20 protein-coding genes and 1 pseudogene are annotated in these 26,662 nt (G+C 63.0%); 3 read left to right on the top strand and 18 right to left on the bottom strand.

The annotated features are described in order from the left end of the window. Position 1: 1 nt before the first annotated feature. Complete coding sequence (locus H5V43_RS17675) at positions 2–892, bottom strand: EamA family transporter (protein ID WP_025546836.1); 891 nt, start codon at positions 890–892, stop codon at positions 2–4. A 113-nt stretch (positions 893–1,005) separates the two neighbouring features. Between H5V43_RS17675 and H5V43_RS17670 the strand changes: the two genes are divergently transcribed. Next, on the top strand, positions 1,006–1,482 hold the full coding sequence (locus H5V43_RS17670) for an Lrp/AsnC family transcriptional regulator (protein ID WP_025546835.1): 477 nt from the start codon (positions 1,006–1,008) through the stop codon (positions 1,480–1,482). Here the strand turns inward: H5V43_RS17670 and mtnA are convergent. The 8 genes and pseudogenes from mtnA to H5V43_RS17630 form a co-directional block, all read right to left on the bottom strand. After that, entirely contained in the window at positions 1,469–2,533 is a 1,065-nt protein-coding gene (mtnA, locus tag H5V43_RS17665; protein WP_193666869.1) for an S-methyl-5-thioribose-1-phosphate isomerase, read from the bottom strand. The genes H5V43_RS17670 and mtnA overlap by 14 nt on opposite strands. Continuing rightward, on the bottom strand, positions 2,530–3,771 hold the full coding sequence (gene mtnK / locus H5V43_RS17660; protein WP_128830657.1) for an S-methyl-5-thioribose kinase: 1,242 nt from the start codon (positions 3,769–3,771) through the stop codon (positions 2,530–2,532). Before mtnK ends, mtnA begins: the two co-directional genes overlap by 4 nt. After that, positions 3,768–4,451, bottom strand: coding sequence for an acireductone synthase (mtnC, locus tag H5V43_RS17655; protein WP_025546832.1), 684 nt, complete (start codon positions 4,449–4,451; stop codon positions 3,768–3,770). Before mtnC ends, mtnK begins: the two co-directional genes overlap by 4 nt. Then, positions 4,448–4,999, bottom strand: coding sequence for a 1,2-dihydroxy-3-keto-5-methylthiopentene dioxygenase (locus H5V43_RS17650; RefSeq protein WP_025546830.1), 552 nt, complete (start codon positions 4,997–4,999; stop codon positions 4,448–4,450). Before H5V43_RS17650 ends, mtnC begins: the two co-directional genes overlap by 4 nt. After that, positions 4,996–5,634, bottom strand: a complete 639-nt coding sequence (locus H5V43_RS17645) for a methylthioribulose 1-phosphate dehydratase (protein WP_052816632.1) — start codon at positions 5,632–5,634, stop codon at positions 4,996–4,998. The genes H5V43_RS17650 and H5V43_RS17645 overlap by 4 nt, the downstream gene beginning before the upstream one ends. Before the next feature lie 837 nt (positions 5,635–6,471). Then, on the bottom strand, positions 6,472–9,927 hold the full coding sequence (gene pyc / locus H5V43_RS17640; RefSeq protein WP_210769466.1) for a pyruvate carboxylase: 3,456 nt from the start codon (positions 9,925–9,927) through the stop codon (positions 6,472–6,474). Between the two features lie 481 nt (positions 9,928–10,408). After that, a pseudogene (locus H5V43_RS17635) lies at positions 10,409–10,645 on the bottom strand (hypothetical protein); the annotation flags it as partial. 84 nt (positions 10,646–10,729) lie between these two features. Next, positions 10,730–11,602, bottom strand: coding sequence for a fumarylacetoacetate hydrolase family protein (locus H5V43_RS17630; protein ID WP_244968704.1), 873 nt, complete (start codon positions 11,600–11,602; stop codon positions 10,730–10,732). 239 nt (positions 11,603–11,841) lie between these two features. Here H5V43_RS17630 and H5V43_RS17625 point away from each other — a divergent pair, with 239 nt between their 5' ends. Next, the gene (locus H5V43_RS17625) at positions 11,842–13,266 is read left to right on the top strand and encodes an MFS transporter (RefSeq protein ID WP_128830656.1); all 1,425 of its coding nucleotides are present in this window, start codon (positions 11,842–11,844) and stop codon (positions 13,264–13,266) included. A 3-nt stretch (positions 13,267–13,269) separates the two neighbouring features. On the opposite strand, the gene H5V43_RS17620 is transcribed toward H5V43_RS17625, so the two are convergent. Together H5V43_RS17620 and H5V43_RS17615 are read right to left on the bottom strand one after the other, a co-directional pair. Next, complete coding sequence (locus H5V43_RS17620; RefSeq protein WP_193666868.1) at positions 13,270–14,655, bottom strand: MFS transporter; 1,386 nt, start codon at positions 14,653–14,655, stop codon at positions 13,270–13,272. 2 nt (positions 14,656–14,657) lie between these two features. Then, positions 14,658–15,101, bottom strand: coding sequence for a MarR family winged helix-turn-helix transcriptional regulator (locus tag H5V43_RS17615; protein WP_025546819.1), 444 nt, complete (start codon positions 15,099–15,101; stop codon positions 14,658–14,660). Between the two features lie 177 nt (positions 15,102–15,278). On the opposite strand from H5V43_RS17615, the gene H5V43_RS17610 reads away from it, so the two are divergent. Further along, positions 15,279–16,250: a LysR family transcriptional regulator gene (locus tag H5V43_RS17610; RefSeq protein ID WP_162195969.1), complete on the top strand. Its 972-nt coding sequence runs from the start codon at positions 15,279–15,281 to the stop codon at positions 16,248–16,250. On the opposite strand, the gene H5V43_RS17605 is transcribed toward H5V43_RS17610, so the two are convergent. From H5V43_RS17605 to H5V43_RS17575, 7 genes are all read right to left on the bottom strand, one after another. Next, on the bottom strand, positions 16,245–17,135 hold the full coding sequence (locus tag H5V43_RS17605) for an NAD(P)-dependent oxidoreductase (protein WP_025546815.1): 891 nt from the start codon (positions 17,133–17,135) through the stop codon (positions 16,245–16,247). The two genes, H5V43_RS17610 and H5V43_RS17605, sit on opposite strands and share 6 nt — an antisense overlap. A 16-nt stretch (positions 17,136–17,151) precedes the next feature. Then, a complete protein-coding gene (locus tag H5V43_RS17600; RefSeq protein WP_193666867.1) occupies positions 17,152–17,922 on the bottom strand; it encodes an SDR family NAD(P)-dependent oxidoreductase in 771 nt (256 codons plus the stop codon). Between the two features lie 58 nt (positions 17,923–17,980). Next, positions 17,981–19,660 (bottom strand): hydantoinase B/oxoprolinase family protein, encoded by a 1,680-nt coding sequence (locus H5V43_RS17595; RefSeq protein ID WP_025546813.1) that lies wholly within the window; start codon positions 19,658–19,660, stop codon positions 17,981–17,983. Beyond that, positions 19,657–21,735, bottom strand: coding sequence for a hydantoinase/oxoprolinase family protein (locus H5V43_RS17590; RefSeq protein ID WP_162195968.1), 2,079 nt, complete (start codon positions 21,733–21,735; stop codon positions 19,657–19,659). Before H5V43_RS17590 ends, H5V43_RS17595 begins: the two co-directional genes overlap by 4 nt. A gap of 51 nt (positions 21,736–21,786) precedes the next feature. Then, positions 21,787–23,238, bottom strand: a complete 1,452-nt coding sequence (locus tag H5V43_RS17585) for an aldehyde dehydrogenase family protein (RefSeq protein ID WP_025546809.1) — start codon at positions 23,236–23,238, stop codon at positions 21,787–21,789. 197 nt (positions 23,239–23,435) lie between these two features. Further along, the gene (locus H5V43_RS17580) at positions 23,436–24,212 is read right to left on the bottom strand and encodes an SDR family NAD(P)-dependent oxidoreductase (protein ID WP_025546807.1); all 777 of its coding nucleotides are present in this window, start codon (positions 24,210–24,212) and stop codon (positions 23,436–23,438) included. 73 nt (positions 24,213–24,285) lie between these two features. Continuing rightward, entirely contained in the window at positions 24,286–26,577 is a 2,292-nt protein-coding gene (locus tag H5V43_RS17575) for a TonB-dependent receptor (protein WP_025546805.1), read from the bottom strand. Positions 26,578–26,662: the final 85 nt, after the last annotated feature.

Genomic DNA, 26,662 nt, shown 5'->3' with positions numbered 1-26,662 from the left:
ATCAGGGCTGTTCCATCGCCTCCCCCGCCCGGGCGGTGACCGCCGTGCCGATGGACGCGCAGATGATGAGGCCGATCGCGAACCATTGGGACAGCGTCAGCACCTCGCCCAGCAGGATCAGCGCCATGACCGCGCCGACGGCCGGCTCCGCGCTCATCAGGATGCCGAATGTGTTGGACGGCAATCTGGGCAGGGCGACCATCTCCAGGGAATAGGGGATGGCGCTGGACACGATGCCCACCGCCACGCCAAGCAGTAGCGCCTGCGGCGTCAGCAGCGCGGCACCGGCATGGACCAATCCCACCGGCGCGACGAGCAGGGTGGCGACGATCATGCCGCCGGCGGACGCGGCCGCTCCGTGCATGCGGCCTGCATGCCGGCCGATCAGGATATAGCCGGCCCAGCACGCGCCGGCGAGGAGCGCCAGCGCAATGCCGCGCCAGTCGAGCTGGGACGCCGCGCCCCAGAGCGGCAGCAGGCTGGCCAGGCCCAGCACCGCAAGGCCGATCCAGAGAAAATCGAGCTTCCGCCGGGAGGTGAGCAGGGCGACCGTCAGGGGGCCGGTGAACTCTATCGCAATCGCCAGCCCCAGGGGAATATAGGCCAGCGCATTGTAGAAGGAGAGGTTCATGACGCCCAGCACCACGCCATAGGCCAGCAGCGGCCGCCAGCCCGCCCGCCAGTCCAGCCGCCACGGCCGGAACACCAGCGACAGGATCACGGCGCCGACGATGAGGCGCAGCGTCGTCGCCCCCTCCGGCCCGACGAGCGGGAACAGCCGCTTGGCCAGCGACGCGCCGGAAGTGACCGACAACAGGGAGAGGGAGAGCGCTCCGAAGGCGACAGGATCCACGCGCGTGGAAAGGGGGCGGGGCGCGGCAACGCTGGACATGCAACACTCGAATATGGTTGGACGGACGCGGCATAGCTAGCGCAACGCATGCGATAAGTGCGTTCGATTTTGTCGCTTTTCCGATAAAATTTATCGCCTATCCTTTGAGGGCGATGAAAAACGATCTCCTCGATTCCTTCGACCGGAAACTGGTCGAACTGTTGCAGGCCGATGCGCAGCGACCGGTCTCCGCCCTCGCCGAAACCGTCGGCCTGTCGCCGCCCGCCTGCTACCGCCGCATTCGGCGCCTGCGAGCGATCGGGGTGATCGAGCGCGAGATCGCCATCGTCAGGCCGAGGAATCTCGGCTGGCCCCTCTCCATGATCGTCCTCGTCTCGCTGGAACGCGAAAGCGCGCACACGATGAACGAGATGATGGAGATATTCCGTGACGAGCCCGAGATATTGGAGGCCTGGAACGTCACCGGGGATCATGACTTCGCGCTGCGCATCGTGGCGCGTGACATGGGGGGCTATGACGATCTGGCGCAGCGCCTGTTCGCCGCCAATGACCGCATCCGCACGTTCAAGACGCTGGTCGTCATTCGCGAGGTCAAGCCGCTCAGCCCGGTACCGGTCAACGGAGCGTGAGAAGGCCCGCCGCGTCCCTGATCAAGCCCTTTTCCGTGACATAGCCTGTGACCAGGCCGGCTGGCGTAATGTCGAAAGCCGGGTTGAAGGCGGGCGATGCGGTGATGCCGACGCGGGTCTGCGCGCCATGATCATCGGGGCCGGGGATGAAGCGTATCTCGTCGGAGGCACGCTGCTCGATCGGCACGGCCGCGCCGTCCGGCGTCGCGGGGTCGAAACTGCTGGAGGGAAGCGCGACGTGGAAGGCTATGCCATGCGCCTGCGCCGCCAGCGCCTTCAAATAGGTGCCGATCTTGTTGCAGACATCGCCATTGGCGGTCACCCGGTCGGTGCCGACGATGACCATGTCCACCCTGCCCTGCTGCATCAGCAAGCCGCCGGCATTGTCGACCACGACGCTGTGCGGGACGCCGTGGCCCGCCAGTTCGAAAGCGGTCAGCGCGCCCTGGTTCCGGGGTCGCGTCTCATCCACCCAGACATGGACGGGCAGGCCCTCGTCATGCGCGAGATAGATGGGCGCGGTCGCCGTGCCCCAGTCCACCGTCGCCAGCCAGCCGGCATTGCAATGGGTGAGGATATTGACCGGTTCCCCGCCCTTGCGCGCGGCGATTTCCCGGATGAGGGGCAGGCCGGCTTCGCCTATCGCCCGGTTCGCCGCGACATCCTCGTCGCAGAGGCGGGCGGCCTGTGCATAGGCCAGCGCCGCCCGTTCGTCGGCCGGGCATTCCGCGACGGCGGCCCGCACCCTCTCCAGCGCCCAGCGCAGGTTGACCGCCGTCGGGCGCGCCGAGGCGAGATGGGCGAAGCTGCGCTCCAGCGACGCGGTGCTCGGGTCTTCGCGCAAGGCCAGCGCCAGCCCATAGGCGGCCACGGCGCCGATCAGCGGCGCGCCCCGCGTGGCCATGTCCGCTATGGCGTCGAACGCCTGTCCGGGCGTTTTCAGGACCAGCCGCTCCAACGCCCAGGGCAGGCGCCGCTGGTCGAAGATGCCGACGCTCCATCCATCCGGCTCCAGCCATATGGAGCGCGTGGCCCTGCCCTCCAGCCTCATGCGGGTGCCCTGTCCAGCCGGATTGCATGCGACACGGCGGCTATGCCGGGAAAGGCGGCGCGATCGACCAGCAGCCTGCGCGCGATCTGGAGCGCCCGGCGCTCGCAATCGGCGCGCAGGGCTTCATCCGCGATGCTTTCGAAATCAGCGACATGGGCAAGGCCGAGGATGCGCCGGATCATCTCGCAACCGGCAAAGCCCAGCGCGTCGGTCCAGATGCCGGCGAGCACATCCTCCATCGCCGCCGCGCGCAGATCGGCATCGCCCTTGGCAAGCGCATGCAGCGCGCCATGGTCCGCCTGGGGATCGAGGGCGTTCCCATGCCCGGTGAAGCGCCTTGCAAAGCCCTTCCACAATGTTTCGGACTGGTCCAGCAGCCAGGGGTCGGGCCGCTCCGCCGGACGTTGGCCGGGCTGGGCGAGATAAGCCATCCAGAGATTGGCGAGCACCATGCCGACATCGAAGCCGATCGGCCCGTAAAAGGCGAATTCGGGATCGATCACCTGCGTATCGTCCGCCGTCACCATCACCGATCCGGTGTGGAGATCGCCATGCAGCAACGCCTCCGGCGCGGCGAGGAAGCGCGCCTTCATCCGCTGCGCGGCAAGGCGGAGGGGCACGTCCGTCCGGAAGGCGGCGACGATGTCCTCCAGCCCCCGGGTATGACGGTTCATGGGCGCGTCGAAATAGGGTTCGTCGAAGATCAGGTCCTCTGTGATCCGGCACATGGCCGTATTGCCCAGATAGGCGGCGATGCGCGCCTTCTTGTCCACCACCGGCACGGCGAGGTCGGAGGTGAAGAACAGCGTATCGGCCAGGAATTCGGCCAGATGGCTGGCAAGCAGCGGGTAGCGTTCCCCTTCGACAAGCGCGCCGCGCAGGGTGCGGTGAGGTTTGAGCAACGCCATCACCGTGAGCGCCATGGCATCGTCATGATGCAGCAGCGCGGGGACGCGCGCAGGCGCATGGGCGGCCTGATCGGCCAGGGCGAGACGCTCATAATAGGCACGCGACAGCGGCAGCGGCCAGCTTTCGCCCACCATGCGCACATAGGGCAGCGCCTGCTTGGCGGCGACGCCCCCCGACGGCCCGGTCACCAGGAAGACGAGATTGAGATTGCCGTCCCCGACCTCCGCCACCGTCCAATCGCCCGGCCTGCCGCCCAGACGCTCGGCAATGGGGGCTATATCGGCCAGAAAGGGGCCGACGCTGCGTTCGTCCAGGGCGGTGTAGCTCATCGGCGATCCTCCTGCCATCCGATGGCGTCGAAGCTGTCGGCTATGGGAAAGCGGCTGTCGGCCGGTGCCCCGTCGCGCGCCAGCAGGGTCACGGCAAGGCCCGCCTCCGTCGCCGCCGCCAGTTCCTCCGGCGTGTCGGAGAGGAACAATATCTCGGCGGGCGGGCGGGCCAGCGCATCGGCAATGGCGCGATAGGAGCGCGCTTCCCGCTTGCCGCCGACCGCCGTATCGAAATAGCCCGCGAACAGCGGCGTCAGGTCGCCATGATCGCTATGCCCGAAGAGCAGCTTCTGCGCCGCCACGGACCCCGACGAATAGACATGCAGGGCAATGCCCGCGTCATGCCAGCGGCGCAGCCCTTCGGCCGCGTCGGGATAGACATGGCCGGTGAAATGCCCCTGCGCATAGCCGTCCGCCCAGATCATGCCCTGCAATTGCTTGAGCGGCCCGATCTTGCGGTCGGCATCATGCCATTGGCGCAGAAGGGCGATGCAGGCCTGCCGGTCCAGGTCCGTGCCCGCTTCCGCGCGCACGGCATCGAATATCGCCGCCGCCGCGTCCGGATGATCGGTGAGGAAGCGCTCAAGCCGCGCATCGGAATAGGGGAAAAGCACGTCATGGACGAAGGCGATGCTGGACGTGGTGCCCTCTATGTCGGTGACGATTGCGCCCGGCCTCATGCCGCCCCCTGATAGAGGGGGACGGCGCGGGCGATCTCATCGCCCGTGAACCGCGCGACCCAGCCTTCCGGCGTCGTGAACAGGCGGATGGCCGTGAAACGCGGCCGCTCCCCGGTGTCGAACCAGTGCGGCGTCCCTGCGGGCAGGACGATCAGGTCCCCCGCCGTGCATTCCAGCGCATGGACCGTGCCGCCGAAGCGAATGTAGAACAGGCCCGCTCCTTCGACGAAGAAGCGGACTTCATCATCGTCATGCACATGTTCCGCCAGGAATTTGGCACGCATGGCTTCGCGGTCGGGATGGTCCGGGGTCATCTTGACGATGTCGCAGGACCGGTAGCCGCCCCGCGCCTTCAGCCGCTCTATGTCCTCCGCATAGGCGGCCATGATCTCGGCATCCGCCGCGTCGGGCGAGAGCGTCGCGCCCGCCTCCCACCGCTCAAGCCGCACGCCCGTCGGCTCCAGAATGGCGGCGATCGCGCCGTGATCGTCCAACCGGCCCCGCGCTCCATGCGGCGGGCTGTCGTCATATTGGATCAGCCTGGTCATCGGCCCCCTCCCCTCAGCTTCATCTCTTCCCAGGCGCAGGCCAGCAGGAATTCGCACCCCTCCACCATCGCCTCGGCCGCATCCAGCGTCGGCCCCCAGGCGTAAAGCCCGTGGCCGCGAATGTAGAAAGCCGGCACCAGCCGCTCCTGCGCCAGCAATATCGGCCGCAGCAGGGCGGCGAGCGCGGGCATGTCCTGGCTGTTGTCGACCAGTGGCAGGGTAACGCTCGCCTCATGGGTCGCGACGCCCGGAAAAATCTTGAGCAACTCATATTCGGCCAGCGCGATCCCGTCCCGGCCGGCCAGCGCGCGGCTGAGGACCGTGCCGGCGACGGAGTGGGTGTGGAGCACTGCTCCGGCGGCGGGATCGACGGCATATATCAGGCAGTGCAGCAACGTCTCGGCAGAGGATCGGCCCGCGTCGATGGCCGTGCCGTCCGCCGCCACGCGCATGAACTGCGCGGCATCGAGGCGCCCCTTATGCGCGCCCGACCGGGTGATTAGGATCGTCCCGTCGGCCAGCCGGGCGGAATAATTGCCGGCGGTCGCGGGCGCCAGGCCGCGGGCATCCAGGCGGCGACCGGCCTTGGCAAGCACATCCGCTGGATCAGGTAAATCAGGCACGGTGGCGGGCATATCCAGCTCTGGAGAAAAGCGCGGTTCGGCGCGGCGCCGGTCATCCCTGTCGGATGTCCCGGCTGGACAAGGGCGTTCGGTGATCCTTCGATGACAAAGAACCCTGTGGATCTTAGCGGGCGGAACGGAGGGCCGCAATCGGTCCTTTCGCGGCCCGGAGCGCACGCAGCGCGAAACGATCGGCGGCCGCGCGGCCGTTCTCCCGTTCCGCCGGGCTCCGGCGACCGTGGAAACAGGCTTGCTCAACGCTTTATGAAATTATCTTGAGTGTCCTGCCGCCTCCAGCGTCTAAGGAGAATGGGCGGAGGCCAGCTTCATATAGGGATACGGAATGGAATATCGCACATTGGGACGCACCGGGATCGAGGTCAGCCTGATCAGCCTCGGCACCATGACAAACAAGGCATTGACAAAGGCCCACACGTGACGCTTCACCTCGGGCTACGAACCTCAATGCGCCACAGGCGCAGCCACCTGAACGTTCCATGGTTGCCGTTGTCATGCGCGAACAACACGCAGCCACGGGGAAAGACCCAGGCCGATCGGGTTGAAAGACGACCTTGCGTCCATCGAGGGCGAAGAAGAGCGAGAGTTCCCCGTCCGCTGTCGGGCAGATAAAATCATGCGCCATATGTCGTATAAGGGTCGTAGATCACGCATCATAGTCAACGAAGGAAACAAGGAAGTATTCCTTCCACGCAACTTCGCCGAGCATGGGCATTATCCAACGAACCCTGAGTCAGAACGGTTTTCTCGCAGTCCACACCATCAAATGCCGCGACTAAACGCCTATCTCAAATCTCCTTGAAATGCGCCAAATCAAGAACGCCAAACAGCTCAACCCATCACCACCAGCAATGCTTTGGCATCCACAGACTGTCCTGCCTTGACTGCCAGTTCGTTGATTGTGCCGTCGCGCGGCGCGGTGATGGCGGTTTCCATTTTCATGGCTTCCAGCGTAAGCAGCAGGTCGCCTGCCTTCACCGCCTGCCCTTGGCTGACCACCAGCGTCGCGACGACACCGGGCATGGGCGCCGCCACATGGTTCTCGTTTGCCGGGTCAGCTATGCGCCGCGCTGCCATGCCCGCGCTTGCGTTGCGGTCAGCGACGGTGACAATGCGCGGCTGGCCGTTCAATTCAAAGAACACGCGGACGGTCCCGTCTTCTTCCGTGTCCCCGACCGCGGTCAGGCCGATTACCAGAGTCTTGCCCTGCTCGATCTCGATATTGGCTTCGTCGCCCGGTTGCATGCCATAGAAAAAGACCGGGGTCGGCAGCACCGCGACTGGGCCATAGCGGCGGCGCGCATCGGCATAGCCAATGAATACCTTGGGATACATCAGATAGCTGGCGAGCTCATTCTCGCTGATCGCGCGACCGCATTGCTGCTCCGCCTGCTTGCGCGCGCACTCCAAATCCTCGTCGCCCAACAGGCTGGCTGGACGCACCGTGATGGGCGTTTCGTTGCCGAGGACGCGCTTCTGGATATCGGCCGGCCATCCGCCCGGCGGCTGTCCCAGATCGCCGCGCAGCATCTCCACAACCGACGCCGGGAAGGCGATGTCCTTCTCGCTCGACAGAATCTCATCGGGCGTCAGGTCCTGCGCCACCATCATCAATGCCATGTCACCGACCACCTTGGACGAAGGCGTCACCTTCACGATATCGCCGAACAGCATGTTCGCGTCATGATAGGCGCGCGCCACTTCATGCCAGCACGTGTCAAGGCCCAGGCTGCGCGCCTGTTCCTTGAGGTTCGTGAACTGTCCACCCGGCATTTCGTGCAGATAGACTTCGGACGCGCCCGACCGCAAGTCGCTTTCGAACGCCGCATACTGGATGCGCACCGCTTCCCAATAAAAGCTGAGTTCGCGGATCGCCTTGGGATCGATCCCGGTATCCTTGGGCGTGTTGCGCAAAGCTTCGACCACAGCGCCCAGGCAAGGCTGCGACGTAGTTCCTGACATTGCGTCCATCGCCGCGTCCACGCTATCGGCGCCCGCGTCGATCGCCGCCAGCAATGTCGCCGCTGCGGCGCCCGAAGTATCATGGCTATGCAGCGCAATAGGCAGATCTGTCGCCTCCCGCAGCGCTTTGAACAGCACCGTCGCGGCCGCAGGTTTCAGCAGCCCGGCCATATCCTTCACCGCCAACATATGGCACCCGGCGGCCTCCAGCTTTCGCGCCAGATCAACATAATAGGAGAGGCTATATTTGGCGCGGTTGGGGTCGAGTATGTCGCCGGTATAGCAAAGCGCACCCTGAGCCATCTTGCCTGTTTCCGCCACGGTATCGATCGCCACCCGCATATTTTCGACCCAGTTTAGGCAGTCGAAGATGCGGAAGATATCAATGCCCTTAGCCGCCTGTCCGATGAAGTGACGCACCACATTGTCGGGATAATTGGTGTAGCCAACGCCGTTTGCCCCGCGCAGCAGCATCTGGGTACAGAGATTGGGCGCTTTGTACCGGATGGCATCGAGCCGTTCCCAAGGATCTTCGGACAGAAAACGCATCGAAACGTCGAAGGTCGCGCCGCCCCAGCATTCCAGGCTCAGCAGCTGCGGCACCATCAGCGCATAGCTCTCGGCCACCGCGATCATGTCGGCGCTGCGCATGCGTGTTGCGAGCAATGATTGGTGCGCGTCGCGCATCGTCGTGTCGGTTATCAGAGGCTGCGGCTGCGCCCTGATCCAATCCGCCAGCCCTTTCGCGCCGCTCTTCTCCAATATCTGTCGGCTGCCATCAAGCACAGCGCCCGACTCTGCAGGCGCCTTTGGCACGCGCGCATGCGCCGGAGGCCTAGCTCTGCTTTTCACATCCGGATGCCCGTTCACGCTGACATCGGCAATATAGTTGAGCAGCCGCGTCGCACGGTCACGACGCTTGTTCAGGGTCAGCAGCCCCGGCGTTTCATCGATGAACTTGGTCGTGTAACGGTTTGCGGCGAAATCGGGATGCGTCAGCACATTCTCAAGAAAGGCCAGGTTGGTCGCCACCCCACGGATGCGATATTCGCGCAGCGAGCGGACCATGCGCGCCACTACTTCGTCCGGCGTCGGCGCCCAGCAGGTGATCTTTTCCAGCAGCGGATCGTAATAGCGCGTGACCACGGCGCCCGAATAGGCGGTGCCGCCATCGACGCGCACGCCGTATCCGAACGCGCCGCGATAGGCGGTGATCCGGCCATAGTCGGGAATGAAGTTATTTTCCGGATCTTCCGTAGTGATCCGGCATTGCAGCGCATGACCGGACAGCTTGATTTGGTCCTGCTGCGCCACCCCGGTTTCTTCGGCCACGCCCAGATGGCCGCCCATCGCCACCTTGATCTGCGCTTTCACGATATCGATGCCAGTCACAAGCTCGGTAACCGTATGCTCAACTTGGATACGCGGATTGACTTCGATGAAGTAGAACGCGCCGTTGGTTGCATCCATCAGGAATTCGACCGTGCCCGCACCCATATAGCCGGTCTGGCGGCCTATCTTCAGTGCGGCCTCGCACAATCCCTGCCGCTGGCTCTCGTCGAGATAGGGTGCGGGTGCGCGTTCGATCACCTTCTGGTTGCGACGCTGGATCGAACAATCGCGTTCGAACAGGTGGAAAAGATTGCCGTGGCTATCACCCAGTATCTGCACTTCGACATGGCGCGCGCGGCGGATCAACTTTTCAAGGTAAACCTCGTCACGCCCGAAAGCAGCCTTTGCTTCACGCTTGCCGGAACGCACCGCATCCATCAGCCCGGCTTCATCCTCGATCGGGCGCATACCGCGCCCGCCGCCGCCCCAGCTGGCCTTCAGCATCAGCGGATAGCCAATCTTCGCCGCTATTTTCTTGATCTCCGTTTCATCGTCGGGCAGCGGCTCGGTAGCAGGCACCACTGGGACCCCCGCGCTGATCGCAATATGCCGCGCCGACACCTTGTTACCCAGCGCGCGCATGGTTCCCGGGCTCGGACCGATGAAGATGATATCAGCTTCGGCGCAAGCTTCGGCAAAATCAGGATTTTCCGACAGGAAGCCATAACCGGGATGGATCGCGTCAACCTTCGCCTTCTTCGCAATCGCGATGATCCGCTTCCAGTCGAGATAGGCCGCGATTGGCCCTGCGCCGTCACCCAGATGATAAGCTTCGTCCGCCTTGAACCGGTGCAGCGAGAGCTTGTCTTCCTCGGCATAGATGGCGACGGTGCGGATGCCCAGTTCGGTTGCGGCGCGGAAGACCCGGATCGCAATTTCGCTGCGGTTGGCGACGAGAAGGCGACCAATCGTTTTCGAGAGTTTCAAACTCAATTGCAGTTCCAATCTTCGATATATTTAGGGCTTCATTACAGCTGTTCGATAAAATGCGTTTGACTAATTACGTATATTATCCGTATCAGATTCGCCGCAATCTGTTATCGCGGATAATGATCAAATCTTGATTGATATATTGCCGTCACCTGGACGGAACAATTTCATATGATCAAAAGTCCTATGGAATGAATGTAATTCCCTATCTTATTCTTTTGACCATGCATGGATATTGGGATTTGGATTTACCAGAATTTTGAATTGTTGTTAGGCATCGAATATGACTGCCAAGCTGACAGTTTTGATGAATTCTGGCGCGATCTTTTAGAAATCGCGAACTAGGGCGATAGCCGGGGGGTGCAGCTATCTATCCAACACGTCCGAAATCAGTTCACGCCTGCATGCCTCTTCAAAGTACGCTTGTTGTCGCTCCGAATCTTCATCGATATCGTTCGCAGGGGTCGTACACATCTGATGCGCCTGCATCTTGTGCCGCAGCGACACTTCCAGCTTGATAAGATCGGGTATGCTTGCCACGTTCCACCGTGAACTCGATGCCTTGCATGTCGCGGTAGTGCGTTTCGAGCAGGTCGAACACGCGGGCCCGTCCGCTGTAGGCTCCAGGCATCGCCTCTTCCATGCTGAGCGGCTTGGCCCCCGCCGCGTCGCGTGCGGCTTTGGTGAGGTACTGCGGGGTACGGATGCCGGCGACCACATCCGGTCGCGTCCTATCGCACCCTATACCCCGATAATGCCGGACAAGCTTATCAGCGCCGAAGCTGCCGCATAGCGACTGCATGTATCAAGCTGCACGAACCTTGACCGTAATGCTACCGATCCCGTCGATCTGGGCGTGGATCGTATCGCCCTCGGCTACCGGGCCGACACCCGCCGGCGTTCCGGTCATGATGATGTCGCCGGGGTGTAGCGTGTAATAGCTGGACGCCATCTCGATCAGTTCGGGCACACCCAGAACCAGGTCGCGGGTGTTGGCCGATTGCCGGACTTCGCCGTTGACCGTCAGTTCCATGTCCAGATTGCCGGGATCCTCGATCTCGTCGGCGGTGACGATCCAAGGACCGAAAACCGAATATGTGTCGATCGACTTGCGAAACGAACGTTCTTCCTTACCTCGCACCGTCATGTCGAGTCCGATCGCATAGCCCGCCACATAGTCGAGAGCGTCGTCGCGGCTGACGCGGTCTGCGGTCTTGCCGATCACGAGCGCAAGCTCGAGTTCGTGATCGGTGCGGCGATCGCTATGACGTAAGGCGATCCCTTGCGCGGGCGCGACGAGCGAGCTGTTGGCTTTCAGAAACAGGCCGATCTCCTGAATCCGGATCAACTGGTGCGCGAAGAATGTTTCCTTATCAGCCTCTGCCTCGGCGGCGTGATCGCGGTAGTTTACAGGCGCGCCGATAACCTTGGTCGGCGCGACAGCCAGCCTCAGCGTAGCCTGAGACAGCGGCTTTCGCGGCGCGCGGTCTAGGATGGCCTCGACCTTCGGCATGAGCGCGGGAAGCGCCGCAAACAGTCTGTCTTCACCTCCGCCCGGCCAAGCGGGGGCGGGCAGTTCGGCCAGAATTTCACTGATGTCGGCGACCTCGTCTCCGATAACGACGCCCAACCGACCCTCGTCGAAGCAGCACAACTTCATCCCCAGCCTTCCTTTCATCGATCGCCGATGCGCCAGGCGACCGTAGCCCGGTTAGGCGAAGTTCCACCAACCGTCGATTTCACAATGCGCAAGCGAGCGTCCCGCCCCGCTATCCGGCGCTAGTCGACATCCGGCGTGAAACGGCGCGCCATACCACAGGCGCAATGTCGGCTAAGCCAAATCGGCTTGGCTGCCGTTGTGGACTTGCCCGCGCTGCCCGGGGCATACCGCAGTTGAACCGTGGTGGATAAGGTCGCGTGGTGGGTGCCAGTGGATGCTTGCCGTTCCCCAACCCCTCGCACCACAGCGGTAGCCCGGACAACCGGGGCGAATGGAAAAGACAAGAGGCAGAGGGCCTGATGTACGACGTCAAAGAACGGCTGGATTCCGCTCCGCTTAGCGGAACCCAGAAGCGCGCAATTGCACTCACTGCACTCCTCAACGGGGTCGATGGCTACGACGTGCTGTCGATGACTTTCGCCGCGCCGGCCATTTCGGCCGAATGGCAGATCAACAAGGCCGAACTCGGCATCGCGCTGTCAAGCGGGCTCATGGGAATGGCGCTGGGATCATTCTTTCTCGCGCCGCTGGCGGACCGTTTCGGCCGCCGCAACCTCATCCTTGCGACTCTTGTGCTGATGACAATCGGGATGGTGCTGGCCGCGCTCTCGGACTCGGTGACGATGCTCGCGGCCACGCGCATACTCGCCGGGCTGGGACTGGGGGCGCTGGTGCCGATCAATGCGCCATTGGCGATGGAATATTCCAACGCCGCGCGGCGGCGCCTAGCCTTGGGATTCTATGCTGTCGGCTATCCGCTGGGTGGGACATTGGGCGGATTTGCAGCGGCGGTGCTGCTGCAATATGCTAGCTGGCATGCCGTGTTCCTGCTCGGCGCGGCGCTGTCGGCGCTGATGCTGGCGGTGTCGTACTTCATCCTGCTCGAACCGCCTGCCTTCCTGTTGGTAAAGCGGCCGCCCGGCGCGCTCGAAAAGCTCAACGTCTATCTCGAAAAGTGCGGCCATGAGCCGCTCGAAATGTTGCCGCCGGCCCCGGCGCGGGGTCCGGAAAAATCGTCTTATCGCGCGATCTTCGCGCGCGGACAGGTCGGCCGAACCATCACTGCGGCCGCGGCCAATCTGCTGTTCCTGATGACCGTCTACTATGTCCTCAGCTGGCTGCCGCAGCTTGTTGCCGATCTCGGATATTCATCGTCTTTCGCCACCGTTACTTCTTCCACGCTGTCGCTGTTCGGCGTCGCTGGATGCCTGTCGGTGGGCCTGATCGGCAAGCGGATGCCATTGGCGGCGATGGCCGCATGCTACATGATCGGGCTGATGGCCTTCACGACGATCTTTGGATTTGGTGAGTTTCCGCAGATCGTTCTTTTGGCGCTGGCAGGGACGATGGGGCTGTTTCTCTACGGCGGTGTGACATCTATCTATGGCGTCATCGTCGAAGCCTTTCCCCCGGCGATGCGCGCCACCGGCGTCGGCTTCGGCATGGGGATGGGGCGGGTCGCCGGCGCAATCACCCCGGCTTTCGCAGGGCTGCTGTTCTACCTTGGCATGGACCGGTTTTCGGTTTCGCTGCTGATGTCGCTCTGCGCACTGCTGGGGGCATTTCTGTTGCTGTCGACCCGGCGATCCATCGTTCGGCCAACGCAGACGTCGGCCGCCTGAACCTCAACCCACCGCCCCGCGGGGGATCGTCCGGTCGAGGATCGTCAGCAGAAGCGCCGCCGCGCACAGCAATCCCATCATCATCCCCAAATGATGCAGACCGGTATCGCTGGCACGCTGGCCGAAAATGTTGGCTAGCGCGGTGGCCGCGCCAATCGCACCGATATACTGGGCCGAGCGCTGCAACCCCGCCGCGGCGCCGATATCGTTCGCGCTCGCCTGAACATACACCGCGGCTTGCGTCGCCGTCATGAACATCCCTTGCGGCGGGCCAAACAGCAGCCCCACGGCCACGATGGTCCAGACCGGGCTGCCAGTGTGCAGCATCAATAACAGAGCACTGCCCACCAACGCACAGGCAATCGAAAACAGGAACGGCCCGCGGATTCCCTTTGTTCGCGCGCCGACCAGAGACGAGGCAGCCGATACGGTCGCGATCGGCAGCATGAACAGGCCGGCTTCGGCACTCGAATAGCCGACGCTTTGCAGCCATTGCGTGTAGCCATAGACGATGCAGTAAACGACCATCATCAGCGCGCTCGCCCGCAAGTAGGTCAGGGATAGCGGCACGTTGTCGATCAGCATACGCATGTTGATGAACGGCGTCGCCTGACGCAACGAATGGATCACGAACACCGGCCACAGGAGCGCGCTGGCCACCAGAACCCCATAGCCTAGCCGGTCCGCTTCGAAGAGCCATAGCAGCAAGGTCATCAGCGCGGCGGTGAACAGCAGCATGCCGACCGGATCGATTTCCAACAGGACGCGTCGCCAGTGGGTGGCGCGGCGTGGTGCCGGCGGGATGCCCGCGCGTACCAGCAGCAAAGTGATCAGGGCCAAGGGGATGTTGATACTGAAGATCGCATGCCAGCCCAGCCAATGGGTCATGATGCCGCCCAGCAGCGGTCCGAAAGCGGCGGTGGACAACGCGGCCAGCGACAGCATGCCCATGGCCTTACGCGGTGGTGGGGCCCCGATCAGGTCGGCCCGCTCGCGAAACAGGCGCATCGCCGAAGGATATGCACCCGAAGTGCCAATCCCCAGCAACACGCGCGATGCGACCAACCCGAAAAGCCCGTTCGCCAGCTGCCCGACGAGACCCGCCAGCGCCACGATCACTAGAGAAAACAGATAAATGCGCCGCGGACCGAACAGGTCGGCCAGCTTGCCCATCGTAGGTTGCGCGATGGCACTGGCGATATAGAGCCCGGCGATCAGCCAGCTAATTTCCGTCATGGGAACGCCGATATCGTCGGCGATCAGAACCAGAGCCGTCGCGATCATCGTGGAATTCAGCGGATTGAGAGTCGCGCCGAGTGCCAGCGGCCCGACAAAGCGAAAGTTAAACCCGTCCGCCGGGTTGTGCGGTCGTGGCGGGCGCCGGGCCATCCTCACGATTCCGCAATCCGCTTCATCAGCGTGGCGGCGGCGCGCAACGTGGCGATCTCCTTGGGATCAAGCGCCGCAAGGGAAACGGTGAGCCAGTGCAACCGCCGTTCGATGGTATCGGCACGCGTATCGCGCGCCAGTTGGGAAAGCTGGAACAGGACTTGGCGGCGATCATGGGGATGCGCCTCGCGCACCAGCAACCCGGCGCGTTCGAGACGCTGGACAGTGATCCGCATGGATTGCGGCGTCACCCCGTCCGCCCGGGCGAGCGCGGCGATCGTGATCGCTCCGGCCCGCTCGACCCGCGCCAGGGTAATCGTCTCTGACCAGCTCAGCCCGGTGGGATTGGATTCGGCGCGAAGACGGCGCGCCATATATCCGCTGGCGTCGAGCAGGGCCACGACCGTGGCTTCCAGCTCGCTTGTCTTTTCGCTTCGCGACGGCATCTCAACCTCGTATAAATTGACAATTAAACTTGCAAGTTTTAGTGTCGAAAAATCGCCCGGTCGCCTGACGGATGCATGCGCCTGCAGGCCCAGGCGGGTTGCGGCGGCGCGGATTGTGCGCGATGCTGCTTCCCGCGTTCGACGGAAGTGATGGCTAGGCCGACAAGGAGTTGGATCGTGAGAGGTGACAGTTTGCGGTTCAAGCTTCTGCGCAGTTTTGTGCGGGTCGGCGAACTGGGTTCGATCACCCGCGCCGCCAGCGAGCTGAACATCGCCCAGCCCGCGCTCGGCCTGCAGATGCGCAGCCTCGAATATGAATTCGGCGCGCAGCTGCTGATCCGAACATCGCGGGGTGTCAAGTTGACGCCTTCGGGCGAGGTGGTGCTGAACTGGGCGCGCAGTATTTTCGAGCAGACCGACAAGATCCATCAGAAGGTGCGCGAACTTCAGGGCAACGCCGATGTGCCTTCCGTCACGATTGGTCTGACCCCCAGTCTCACCGCGATCCTCGCACGCCCCATCGTAGAGGCGACTCTCGACGGCAATATACGCGTCAAGATCGTAGAGGGCACGAGCCACTCGCTCGGCGAATGGGTCAACAGCGGACGGATCGACATCGGCCTTGGTTTCGGGTCTGCCGAGGCGCCCGGTCTGCAGTCGGTCGCGGTGATGCGGGAACGGCTTTATTACCTGACCGCTCCGGGCGAAGGCGACGAACCCATCACGTTGGCCGAAGTGCTCGACCGTCCGCTGGCGGTGCCGGATGATCAGAACTCGATCCGGCCCAAGATCGAAGAAGCGGCGAGCCGGATTGATATGCCCGTGATTGGCACCTACGAGATCGGCTCGATGCAGGCGGCACGGGAAATCGCCCGCAGCGGACGTGCGGGTGCCATCGCACCCTATGGCGGCGTGGCGGTTGAACATCGCGATGGTTCGCTGAGCGTGCGCCTGATCGTCGAACCCCAGATCGAACGCACGCTGTATATGATGCGCCGCGCCACCGAGTCCCTCTCCGACCCCGAAATCTATCTCTCGACGGTCCTCTACGAGGGGCTTCAAAGCGTCACCCGCGACCCGGAATTTCGCGATGCGTACACGATGCTCGACGACCCGCGCGGGGCAGCGAATATGTGGGAATCGTCATAGCTTTTCTTTCTTGAAACTGGCGGCCGCCCGCCGCCAGTTTGCAAGCGTCTCGTCGCCAGCCTGCGCGATAACGCCGCGCATCGCCGCCACGGTGGGCAAGGTGCTGCCTGGCGCGGCAAGATCGATTGCGAGTGCGAAGTCCTTGCTGTTGATGGCATTCACCGCATGGAAATCTTCAGGATCGTCAGACCAGACGGCGAACACCGCCGCCGGATCGCTTGTCGGATCGGTCAGAAAATTTCGCGCCGATCCCGCCTCCAGCGCGGGCCTGATCTGACCAAGGTCGAGACCCGCGTCGAGCGCAAGCGCAAAGGCTTCCGCGCTGATGAACAGGTTCGTCACCGCGATAAGGTTGTTGATCGATTTGACCGCTTGTCCCGAACCCAGCGGGCCGCAGTGATGAACCGCCCGGGCAAGAGGCATGAACAGCGGGGTCAGAGCGGATACGTCCTGCGTTTCGCCACCGACAAGAAAGGTCAGCTTGCCCGAACGAGCAGCGACGACCCCACCGCTGACCGGTGCGTCGACGATCCGCACGGGACGCCCGGCCAGCGCGCGCGCCGCCGCCTGCATGTCGGCGGGCGCCACCGAACTCGACACCACGACATATGCCGGCATTCCAGTATCCGGCCACATGGCGATCTCGCCGATCACCCTCCCCAGCTGTGCGGGGGTTGCCACCAGCACCAAGACGATGTCCGACCCAGCCAGCCCCGCGAGGCCGTCGGCCGCCGAAACGCCGTCCGCCGCCAGCATGGCGGCACGCGCAGGGTCGCGGTCATAGCCGGTCACATCGTGTCCTGACGCCGCCAGATGGCACGCGACCGGCGATCCGATCGCGCCCAGACCGACGATTCCGATCCGCCGGTGTGCAGGTTTGTCCATCACGCTCCCCCGCGCATCAATGCATCGTACGGCCGCCGTCGATGTTGAGCGTCTGGCCGGAGATAAAATCGCTCGAACCCGACATGAAGAACATCACCGCGCCGACGAGATCGTCGGGCACCTGCGCGCGCTTGATCAGCTGGTCGTCGAACTTGCGCGTAGCGAGATATTGGGGATCCGAATTCTGGATCTGCGTGTCGCTGAGCGTGAAGCCCGGCGTCACCGCATTGACGGTGATGTTGTCGCTCCCGACCTCGCTGGCCAGGGCGCGGGTGAACCCGAACACACCCGCTTTCGAGGTCGTATAGTGCAATCGGTTGGGACTGCCATCCCAGATCCGGCTGGAGGAGATATTGACGATCTTGCCGTAGTTGGCGTCGCGCATGGTCGGGTACACGGCGCGGCAGCACTGAAACAGACCGCGCAGATTGACGTCCATCACCTTATCCCATTCTTCGACCGGGATCTCGAACCACGATCGGCGGGGCAGCGTGCTCATGAGCGCAGCATTGTTGACCAGGCCGGTGATCGTACCGAACGCATCGAGCGTGGCTGCCGCCATCGCGTCGCACGAATCCGCATCGGCGATGTCCACACGCACACCCAATGCCTGCCCCCCCGACTGGCGGATCGCGGCAGCGACGGCTTCGGCGCTCTCGCCGTCGATGTCGGCGGTGACAACCTTCGCACCCAGCGAAGCCATTTCCTCGGCGTAGACTCGACCGATACCCTTGCCGCCGCCAGTGATGATGATCACCCTGTCGGTGAGGTCGAAATGCTTGCCCATATCGTCGTCCTAAATTGCGGCGACCGGGCGCGTGGGCCGGATCGCGGTCGTTGAATTATTATGCGGTCTCGGTTTCGCGCCCGTAGATCGAACGGGCTGCCTCGACACTGATATACCCGTCGCGCACGTCGCGCCGGACATCCTCGTCCGCTCGCTCGCGCGGTTCGCCAAAACCGCCTCCGCCGCTCTGTTCGCAACGCAGTACGTCGCCCTTGCGCAGCGAACGGGTGACGATCGCGCCGAGCACTTCGGGTGCAGCGGAATCGGGGTTGAGGATCACGCGCGTGGGGGACGGGCTCTGCCCGCCCAGCACGCCCCAGGCCGGGTTGCGATGATTGGACGAACGGACGGTGAGCGTGCAGTCGTCGAGCACTTCGTACTCGCGCACGTAACCGGTGCCGCCCCGATGCCGCCCTGCCCCGGCCGAATCGGTCAGGATGTCGAAGCTGCGGATACGCACGGGGTATTCGCCCTCGACGATCTCGACCGGTGTGGACGGCGTGAAGTGGCTCATCGGTGCGACGATCGAGGCGCCGTCCTGACGCGTCGATCCGCCCAGCGATGTCACCAGCAGTTCGTAGAGCACCGCCGGCTTGCCGGTCCGCGTCTTTTGGAAGCCGATCGAAACCGCCCCGGTGCCCAGCCCCGAGGGAGCGATCGCACGGTCCGGATTGAGACGGCCGAGCGCGGCAAGGACGCAGCAGTAGACCAGATGCGCGGTGGGATAATAATGATTGACCGTGGCGGGCCGCTGCGGGCTCACTACCAGACCTTCCGGCAATGTGAAGCGCACCGCCTCGGCGACCCCCGCGTTCACGCGGATGGCCGGATCCGCGGTGGCGACAAGCGCGAGCAGCGATGCGGCACGGGTGATTGTCTCGACCAGATTGACCGGGCCAGCGGCCTGCGGATCGGTCTGCGAGAAATCGAAGTGCATGACATCGCCGCGCTTTTCAGCGCGCACATGGATGCGCAGGCGGCGATCGGGGTCGGCCCCGTCGTGATCCAGGAAGCCTTCCGCCTCGCCTGATGCGTCGGGCCATTGCGCCAGTTCGTTGCGAAGGCGCTGCGCTGTCACCGCGATCAGCCCATCGATCGCGCTGGCCAATGTCGCGGTCCCATATTCGGCGGCCAGTTCGGTCAGCCGCTCGGCCCCCAGGCGGGTGCAGCCGACCTGTGCGCGGATATCGCCCAGCACCATGTCGGGTGCGCGCGAGTTGTTACGCACGATCGCCTCGATCGCGCCATCGACTCCCTCGGTGCTCTGGAACCGGACCGCAGGCAGCAGCAGCCCGTCGTGATAGATTTCGCGCGCCGCAGCTCCGGACGAACCCGGCACGATGCCGCCGATATCCGCCTTGTGCGCGATGCTGACCCCGAAGCCGAGCAGTTCGCCCGCATCGCTAAAGGCGGGCGAAACCGCGACCATGTCAGGCGCGTGGGCGTTGCCGGCCAGATAGGGGTCGTTGGCAATGAAGCTGTCGCCCGGCTTCATCGCCGGACCGGGATAACGACGCAGCACCTCCCGCACCGCCTGTTCATAGGCAAGGGCATGATAGAGCAGCCCGCCGCTGAGCATTACGATGCGGCCGGAGGCATCCGTCAGTCCGGCGGTGCCGTCCTTCGATTCACGCAGAATCGGGGAATAGCCGCTGTGATAAAGGGCGTAATCCATAGATCCGGCAATCTCGGTGAGGCGGCTGGCGATCACTTCGGTGGTGATGGGATCAATGCTCATGCCGCTTGCCTCCGTTCGATCGCTAGAACCCCATCGTCGGCGACCATAGCCACGAAATCGGCGAGGAGGACAGTGGTGGAATCGTACTGATCGATGATAGCCGGGCCTTCGATGACGTCGCCCGCGCGCAGCTTGGCCCGATCATAAATCCGGGCGGTGAATTCGCGATCCAAGTCGACGTCGTAGAGCGGCCGCTCGCCCGTCAGCGCCCGAGCGACGTTGCCATCGGTCCGTTCGACCGGCGGGGAAACGAGCGTCGGCACCGCTATCGCCGAGGTGACGCGGAAAGCCACGATCTCCGGGTCCTCGTCGGCCGACTGGCCGTAGATGCGGCGGTGCAGTTCGTCGAAATCGCCGCGGATCGTGTGCCGATCCCCATCAACGATATCGCCCGCGGGGCAGTCGACCCCCAGCGCATAACCCTGGTGCGGGTAGCGTAGGTCGATCTGCCGCCGCACTTCGACCGTATCACGCGCGAAGCCTTCGTCGGCCGCCTCGCGATAGGCCTGTTCTTCCAGGTCGGCGAAAAGCGCGTTCATCTGTTCTGCCGGATATTGTCCCAACGTGCCGAGTGCGGAACGCATGTACGAATGGCGCACAACCGTCTGCAGCAAGCCGGTCGCGCAATTGATGCCGGGGTGGAGCGGCACCAGCACGCGCGAAATGCCGACCGCACGCGCCAGATAACAGGCGTGCAGCGGACCCGCGCCCCCGAACGGCATCAGCGTGAAGCGGCGCGCATCCTGGCCCTGTTCGCGCAGCGCGATCCGCAGATCGACTGCCATCTGGTTGTTGACGATGCGGATGATCCCGATCGCGGTTTCGAGCGCCGTGAGGTGGAGTTTGTCGCCGATTCGCCCTGTCATCGCGGCTTCGGCGGCGGCACGGTCGAGCGTCATCTTCCCGGCCAGCTTCGAACCGGTGCTGAGCGACCCAAGCAGAAGGTTCGCATCGGTCACTGTCGGCTGTTCGCCGCCGCGACCGTAGCAGACCGGTCCGGGCAACGAACCGGAACTTTCCGGCCCAACCTTGAGCAGGCCATCCTTGCCGATGAACGCGATCGTGCCGCCGCCGGCGCCCAGCGTTCGAATCTCCAGCATCGGGGTCGCAATATCATGTTCGGCGATGCGGTTCTCGCTGCTTTCCAGGATGCGGCCATCGACGATCACGCCGATGTCCGCGCTGGTGCCGCCCATGTCGAATGTCAGCACATGGCTGCAGGCCGAACTGCGCGCGGTTTCGGTCGCAGCGATCACCCCCGCCGACGGCCCGGACAGCAGCGTCTGATTGGGATGACGCGCGGCGATCGTGATCCGCATCAAACCGCCGTTCGACTGCATCAGGAACTTCTGAGGGGTCACGACGCCGAAATCGTCGAGCGCCTTGTCCAGACGGTGAAGATAACCTTCTACCTTGGGCCCGACATAGGCGTCGATCGCGGTCGTCGACAGGCGCGGATATTCCCGAATCACCGGCAGGATATCGACCGACAGCGAAATCCGCACTTGCGGCGCTTCTTCGGCGACAATCGCGGCGACGCGCCGTTCGTGCGCGTCGTTGAGGTACGAGAACAGCAAGCAGATCGCAATCGATTCCACCCCGCGCTGCACGAGACGGTGGACCGCCGTGCGAACAACGGCCTCGTCGAGCGGCTCTATCTCCTCACCGCGATAATCGAGCCGGCCGGACACTTCCTCGGTCAGGTATTGCGGCACCAGCATGGGCGGTTTGCGATAGAGCGGATTGACAAGATCGTCGCCCGACGGCTGGATCCACCCTTGCGCCTCATACGTGGCGCGAAAACCGCGCGTGATCAGCAGACCCGTAACCGCACCGTCGTGTTCGAGCACGGCGTTGGTGCCCACGGTGGTACCATGCGCGAAGAAGTCGATCTGAGTAGGATTTACCCCGCCTTCCGCCAACTGTCCCAGCGCGTTCATGACCGCCTGCGACGGATCGGGCGGGTAGGACGGCACCTTGACCAAGCGCGTCTCCCCGCTCTCGCGTTCAAATGCGACCAGATCGGTAAAAGTCCCGCCGGTGTCGACACCGACCATCCACGAAGCCATTTTCATCCTCATTCCCTAAGCGGCGACACGGCCTCGATGGGTCGCTTGCCGCCGTTTCTACAACGCGATGTGGATCGCCTTTTGCTCAGTATAGCTGAGCAGCTCCTCCAGACCTTCATCGCGCCCGATCCCGCTGTTTTTCAGCCCGCCGAAGGGGGTGCCGCGATGATGCGAAGATGCGCCATTGACCCAGATATAGCCGGACTCGACCTTCTGAGCGGTACGCAATGCGGTCTTCAGATCGTTGGTCCAGATCGACGCGGTCAAACCATATTCGGTGCCGTTGGCGATGCGCAGGGCCTCGTCGATGTTGCTCCAGCGCAGAGCAGACAGGACAGGTCCGAAAATTTCTTCCTTAGCGATCCGCATGTCCGGCGTCACATTGCCGAAAAGGGTGGGACGCACCCAATAACCGCGCGCGAAGTCATCTCCATCGGGGCGCACCCCCCCAGCCATCAGGGTGGCGCCGTCTTCCTTGCCGTATTCGATGTAGCGCAGCACGCGTTCGTAGTGAGCCTTGGAATTAATAGGCCCCATTTCCGAGGAAGGATCGGCCGGCATGCCAAGCTTCACCGCGTCGATACGCGCAGCAAGCCGCTGGACCACGTCGTCGTAAATCGAATCATGCACCAGCAGGCGGCTGGTCGACCCGCAAGACTGGCCCGACCAGGCGAAGTTCATGCCCTGGAACGCAGCCGTAACGGCCTGATCGACGTCCACATCGGGGAAGACGATCATCGGGTTTTTGCCGCCGAGTTCCAGCGTCAGATGCTTGACGGCACTCTCCGCCGCAGCGCGCTGAATGGCGAGACCTGTCGGGACTGATCCGATAAAGGCGATACGGCGCACCCCTGGATGGCGCACGATCGCATCGCCGATTCCCGCGCCGACGCCATTGAGGACGTTCATCACGCCTTTCGGTAGCACGTCACGGCAGATTTCGGACATGATCGCTGAAGACAGCGGGCTCTGTTCTGGCGGCTTCACCACCAGAGTATTGCCCGCCATCAGAGGCGCGGCGCTGCCGCCGAGCGAGAAGTAGAGGGGATGGTTGAACGGCACGATCCGTCCCACCACGCCGAAGGGCTGGCGCACGGTCATATGAAGGTGGTTCACGCTGGCGGGGATCGTTTCCCCCTTCATCTCCAACCCCAGACCGGCATATTGTTCGAGCGAGCCGATCGTATGTCCGACATCGCCGCGCATCTTGCCGACCGTACTGCCGGTGTCAGCCACTTCGATATCCAGCAGTTCCTGCGAACGCTCCAGCAGGCGCGCCGCTAGTTCGCGCAGCTTGGCCGCTCGCCCCGCGACCCCGAGGTCTCGCCAGGCCGGCGCGGCGGCTTGCGCGGCCGCGATCGCGCGCTCAGCATCGGCGCGGTCGCACAGCGGGACATAGCCGATCACCTGTTCGGTCGCCGGGTCGACCGATTCCAGCCACTGACCCGAAGCGCTTTCGACGAGCTCTCCGTCGATCAATGTCTTGAGTTTGCCGAAGCGGCCGGACATGCATTCTCTCCCAAAGCTGCTATGAGCCTGATTGCTGCCGATCTCATGCCCGCTGGCCGCTCTGCCGCGGCACCGGAGCAATGGACCCGCTCGTCACCGTGCGTAGCGGACGACGATGCCACACAACCAGAACAAAGTACGCTTGGCCGCCAGACAAAGCCATGATCGGCGGCGATGAGCGCAATTTTTGGCTATCGCTAACCGATGTGCGACCAGCCTCCATCGATCAGCATGGCCTGGCCGGTCATCGCCGCCGAGGCGTCGGTCGCCAGGAACATGAACGGACCGATGAAGTGATCGGGCCGCAGGGTCATGTCGATGCACTGCTGTTCGCGCACGATTTCGTAAACGTCGCGACCGACGAAGCGAATGTCGCGCGGTGCGTTGGGATCCTGGTCACGGACGGTGTCGACCACGCCGGGAACGATCGCGTTGACCGTGATGCCGGAGCGTCCGACCTCACGGGCAAGGCCGCGCGTAAAGCCGATCAGCGCCGCTTTGGACGACACGTAGTGAACCCGGTTGCCTGAACCGACATAGTAGCTGTTCGACGAGATCGGAATGATCCGCCCCCAGCCCCGTTCCTTCATGCCGCCGACGAAGGCATGTGTCAGGTAATACATGGCGTCGAGATTGACTCCCACCACCCGGTGCCAGTCCTGCGGGGTAATTTCCTCGATCGGCGCGATAAGGAAAAGCGTGGCCGCATGGACCAGAATGTCGCAGCCGCCGAACCGGGCCTCTACCCTCTGCTTGAGATGCGCGGCGCCGTCCGCCGTCGACACATCGCATTCAACCGATATGGCCTCGATCCCTTGGTCGGTTAATGCGGCTATCGATTCGCCAGCGTCGATCACATCGGCCAGCACGATCTTCGCACCGGCCCGTCCGAAAGCCTGAGCTGCGGCGAAGGCGATCCCGGTGGTTTTGCCCGCTCCGGTCAAAACCGCAGTACGGCCTTCAAGTTCGTTCATCTCGACATCCTTGTTGGGCCGGCATCAGAAAAAGTACCGACGCCCGCAGGGAAGAAGGGCGTCGGCATACTAATTAGAACTTCACGCCGGCGGTCACACCGTAAGTCATGGGAGCCTGGCTCGACACGGTAGTATAGCCGTAGTTGGTCTGGCTGGTGGTGTAAGTCACGACCTTCTTGTCGAGCAGGTTGCGACCCCAAAGCTGCAGGCTGTAGGTCTCGTTCGAGGACGTCCATTTGATCGACGAATTCAGCAGCGTGTAAGCAGGCTGACGCAGCTTGTTGTCCGGCTCGAAGAAGTAATCCCCATTGTAGTTGGCGGTGATGTTGAAGTGCAGGTCACCGAAACTGACCGGCGTGTCGTAATCGACGGACAGGTTGCCCGAAATCTTCTGCGACAGGGGCAGGCGGTTGCCCTTGGCATTGCAGACCGCCGGGTTGGCATTGCAATATGCGAGAGAGGCCAACTGCGCGTTGTTCTGGCTGAAATTCAGGTTGGTCGGCGCGTTCGGGAAGTCGGTGAACTTGGCGTCGAGCAAGGCGATGCCGGCCTTGATGCGCAGCCCTTCCGCAACGCTGGCCTCCATGTCGGCATCGAGACCGTAGATCCGTGCCCCGGCACCATTGAGAATGATCTGGCCCGCCGGCGTTAGCTGGATGACCTGGATATTCTTATAATCGTAATAGAACCCGGCGGCGTTCAGGCGTACTCGGTGGTTGAACAGTTCCGACTTGAAGCCGAGTTCATATGCCTTGAGATTTTCCGGCTGGAAGAAGGTCGGCTGATTGTTAGCGATCGCACTGGCCACGCCGCTGGGCGCGATGATGTTGAAACCACCGCTCTTGAACCCGGTGTTGAACGAGGCATAGACCGACACGCCAGGACTTATTTCCTGATTCAGGGCAACCCGGAACGTCGGCTTCTTCGCGGTCAGTTCCTGAGGAACGATGTTCGGTCCGGCAACCGGGTTGTCGAAATCGGCGGCAGGATTGAAGCTGCCGGTGAACCGGCGAGTTTCATAATTGTATCGCGCGCCGAGCGTCAGCGTGGTGCCGGGCGTGATTTCGAAATCGGCTTGCGCAAACGGCGCCACCGAATTCACCACCTGCCGGCCGACCGAATAGTTGGAGGTCGGCGTGATATAAAAACCACCGGCCGGATTGGGAACGCCCAAGCGATAGCGAAGCGTCCCATCAACGGCATCGTCGTAATACATGTAGTAGAGACCGGCAGCCCAGGTCAGCGGACCATCGCTCGTCGAGAGGAGCTGTATCTCCTCGCTGATCATCTTCGAAGGCTGATCGGGGGCGATCGTCAACTGCAGAACCGGTGCAACGCCCGCGCCGTCAAAGTCGTACGAACCCTTGCTTTCACGATAGGCGGTGATCGATACAAGCTTGGCGAACGGCAGTTCGGTGGTGAACGTCATCGACAGGCCACCACCTTTGGTGCCCATGGTGCTGTCATACGGCGCAGCCGTATCATAGGGGTTCGAGGTCGGTGGGCGCGTGATGATCTGGCCGTTGGTCGCAACCTTGCCCGTGTAGAAGAATTCCGTGCCGGGGAAAGGCTGATAACTGAACGAATGGGCGAAACGGCTCATATAGTCGGCGCTGAATAGGATGCTGCTGGTGGACGTCGGTTCGATCAGCAGCTTGGCCCGCACGCTCCACTGGTGGTCGAGCTTGTTGGTGTCCTGACCGAGACCATTTTTGCCCCAGCCACGGCCCTGGTTGGTATTTGAGCCAGCAAGGCTGAATGCCACCTTGTCGGAAATCGGCCCGGTGACGAAGGCGTCTTCGTGAAGCGTATCGTAATTCGCGTAGGAAACGTTGGCGCTGCCGCCGAAGTCGAACCGCGGGCCCTTGGTATTGATTTGAATCACGCCCGCCGTGGCGTTTCGGCCGAACAAGGTGCCTTGCGGGCCCTTGAGGATGGAAATCTGGTCCACATCGTTAAATTCGACCAGACCCTCGCGCTGTTGCGGATAATAAACGCCGTCGACGTAGAGCGCGACGGGGTTTTCGACAATACTCGACGACGTACCGATGCCGCGAATATAGGGCTGGAACGCGCCGACCGTGGAACGGATGTTGAGGCCCGGGGCAAGCGTGTTCAGCTGCATCGTGTTGGTAACGCCGATATTGACGAGCTGCTCGCCCGTCTCTGCGATCACCGCGATAGGAACGTCCTGAAGATTTTCCGCACGCTTCTGGGCGGTCACGACGATCGCGCCGAGGCCGACGTCGTCGGTGTTGGTGGCCGAATCGGTCGCAGTGGTCGTCGCGGGGACATCCTGCGCGTACGCTGTCGTGGCAGTCAACAGACCGGAAACAGCAACGCTTACCTTAAGAAACGCCTTCATAATTCCCTCCCTAACTTTTCTATTTTCTTTACCATCCAGCAGCAGGAAAGTGCGCAACCGCCGCGAACCGTGTTGATTGTCGTCT

It is taken from the genome of Sphingobium fuliginis (genome assembly GCF_015074805.1).
Taxonomy (GTDB): Bacteria; Pseudomonadota; Alphaproteobacteria; order Sphingomonadales; family Sphingomonadaceae; genus Sphingobium; species Sphingobium fuliginis.
Note: the sequence above shows the minus strand (reverse complement) of the source record. Positions and strands in the feature narration are given on the sequence as shown.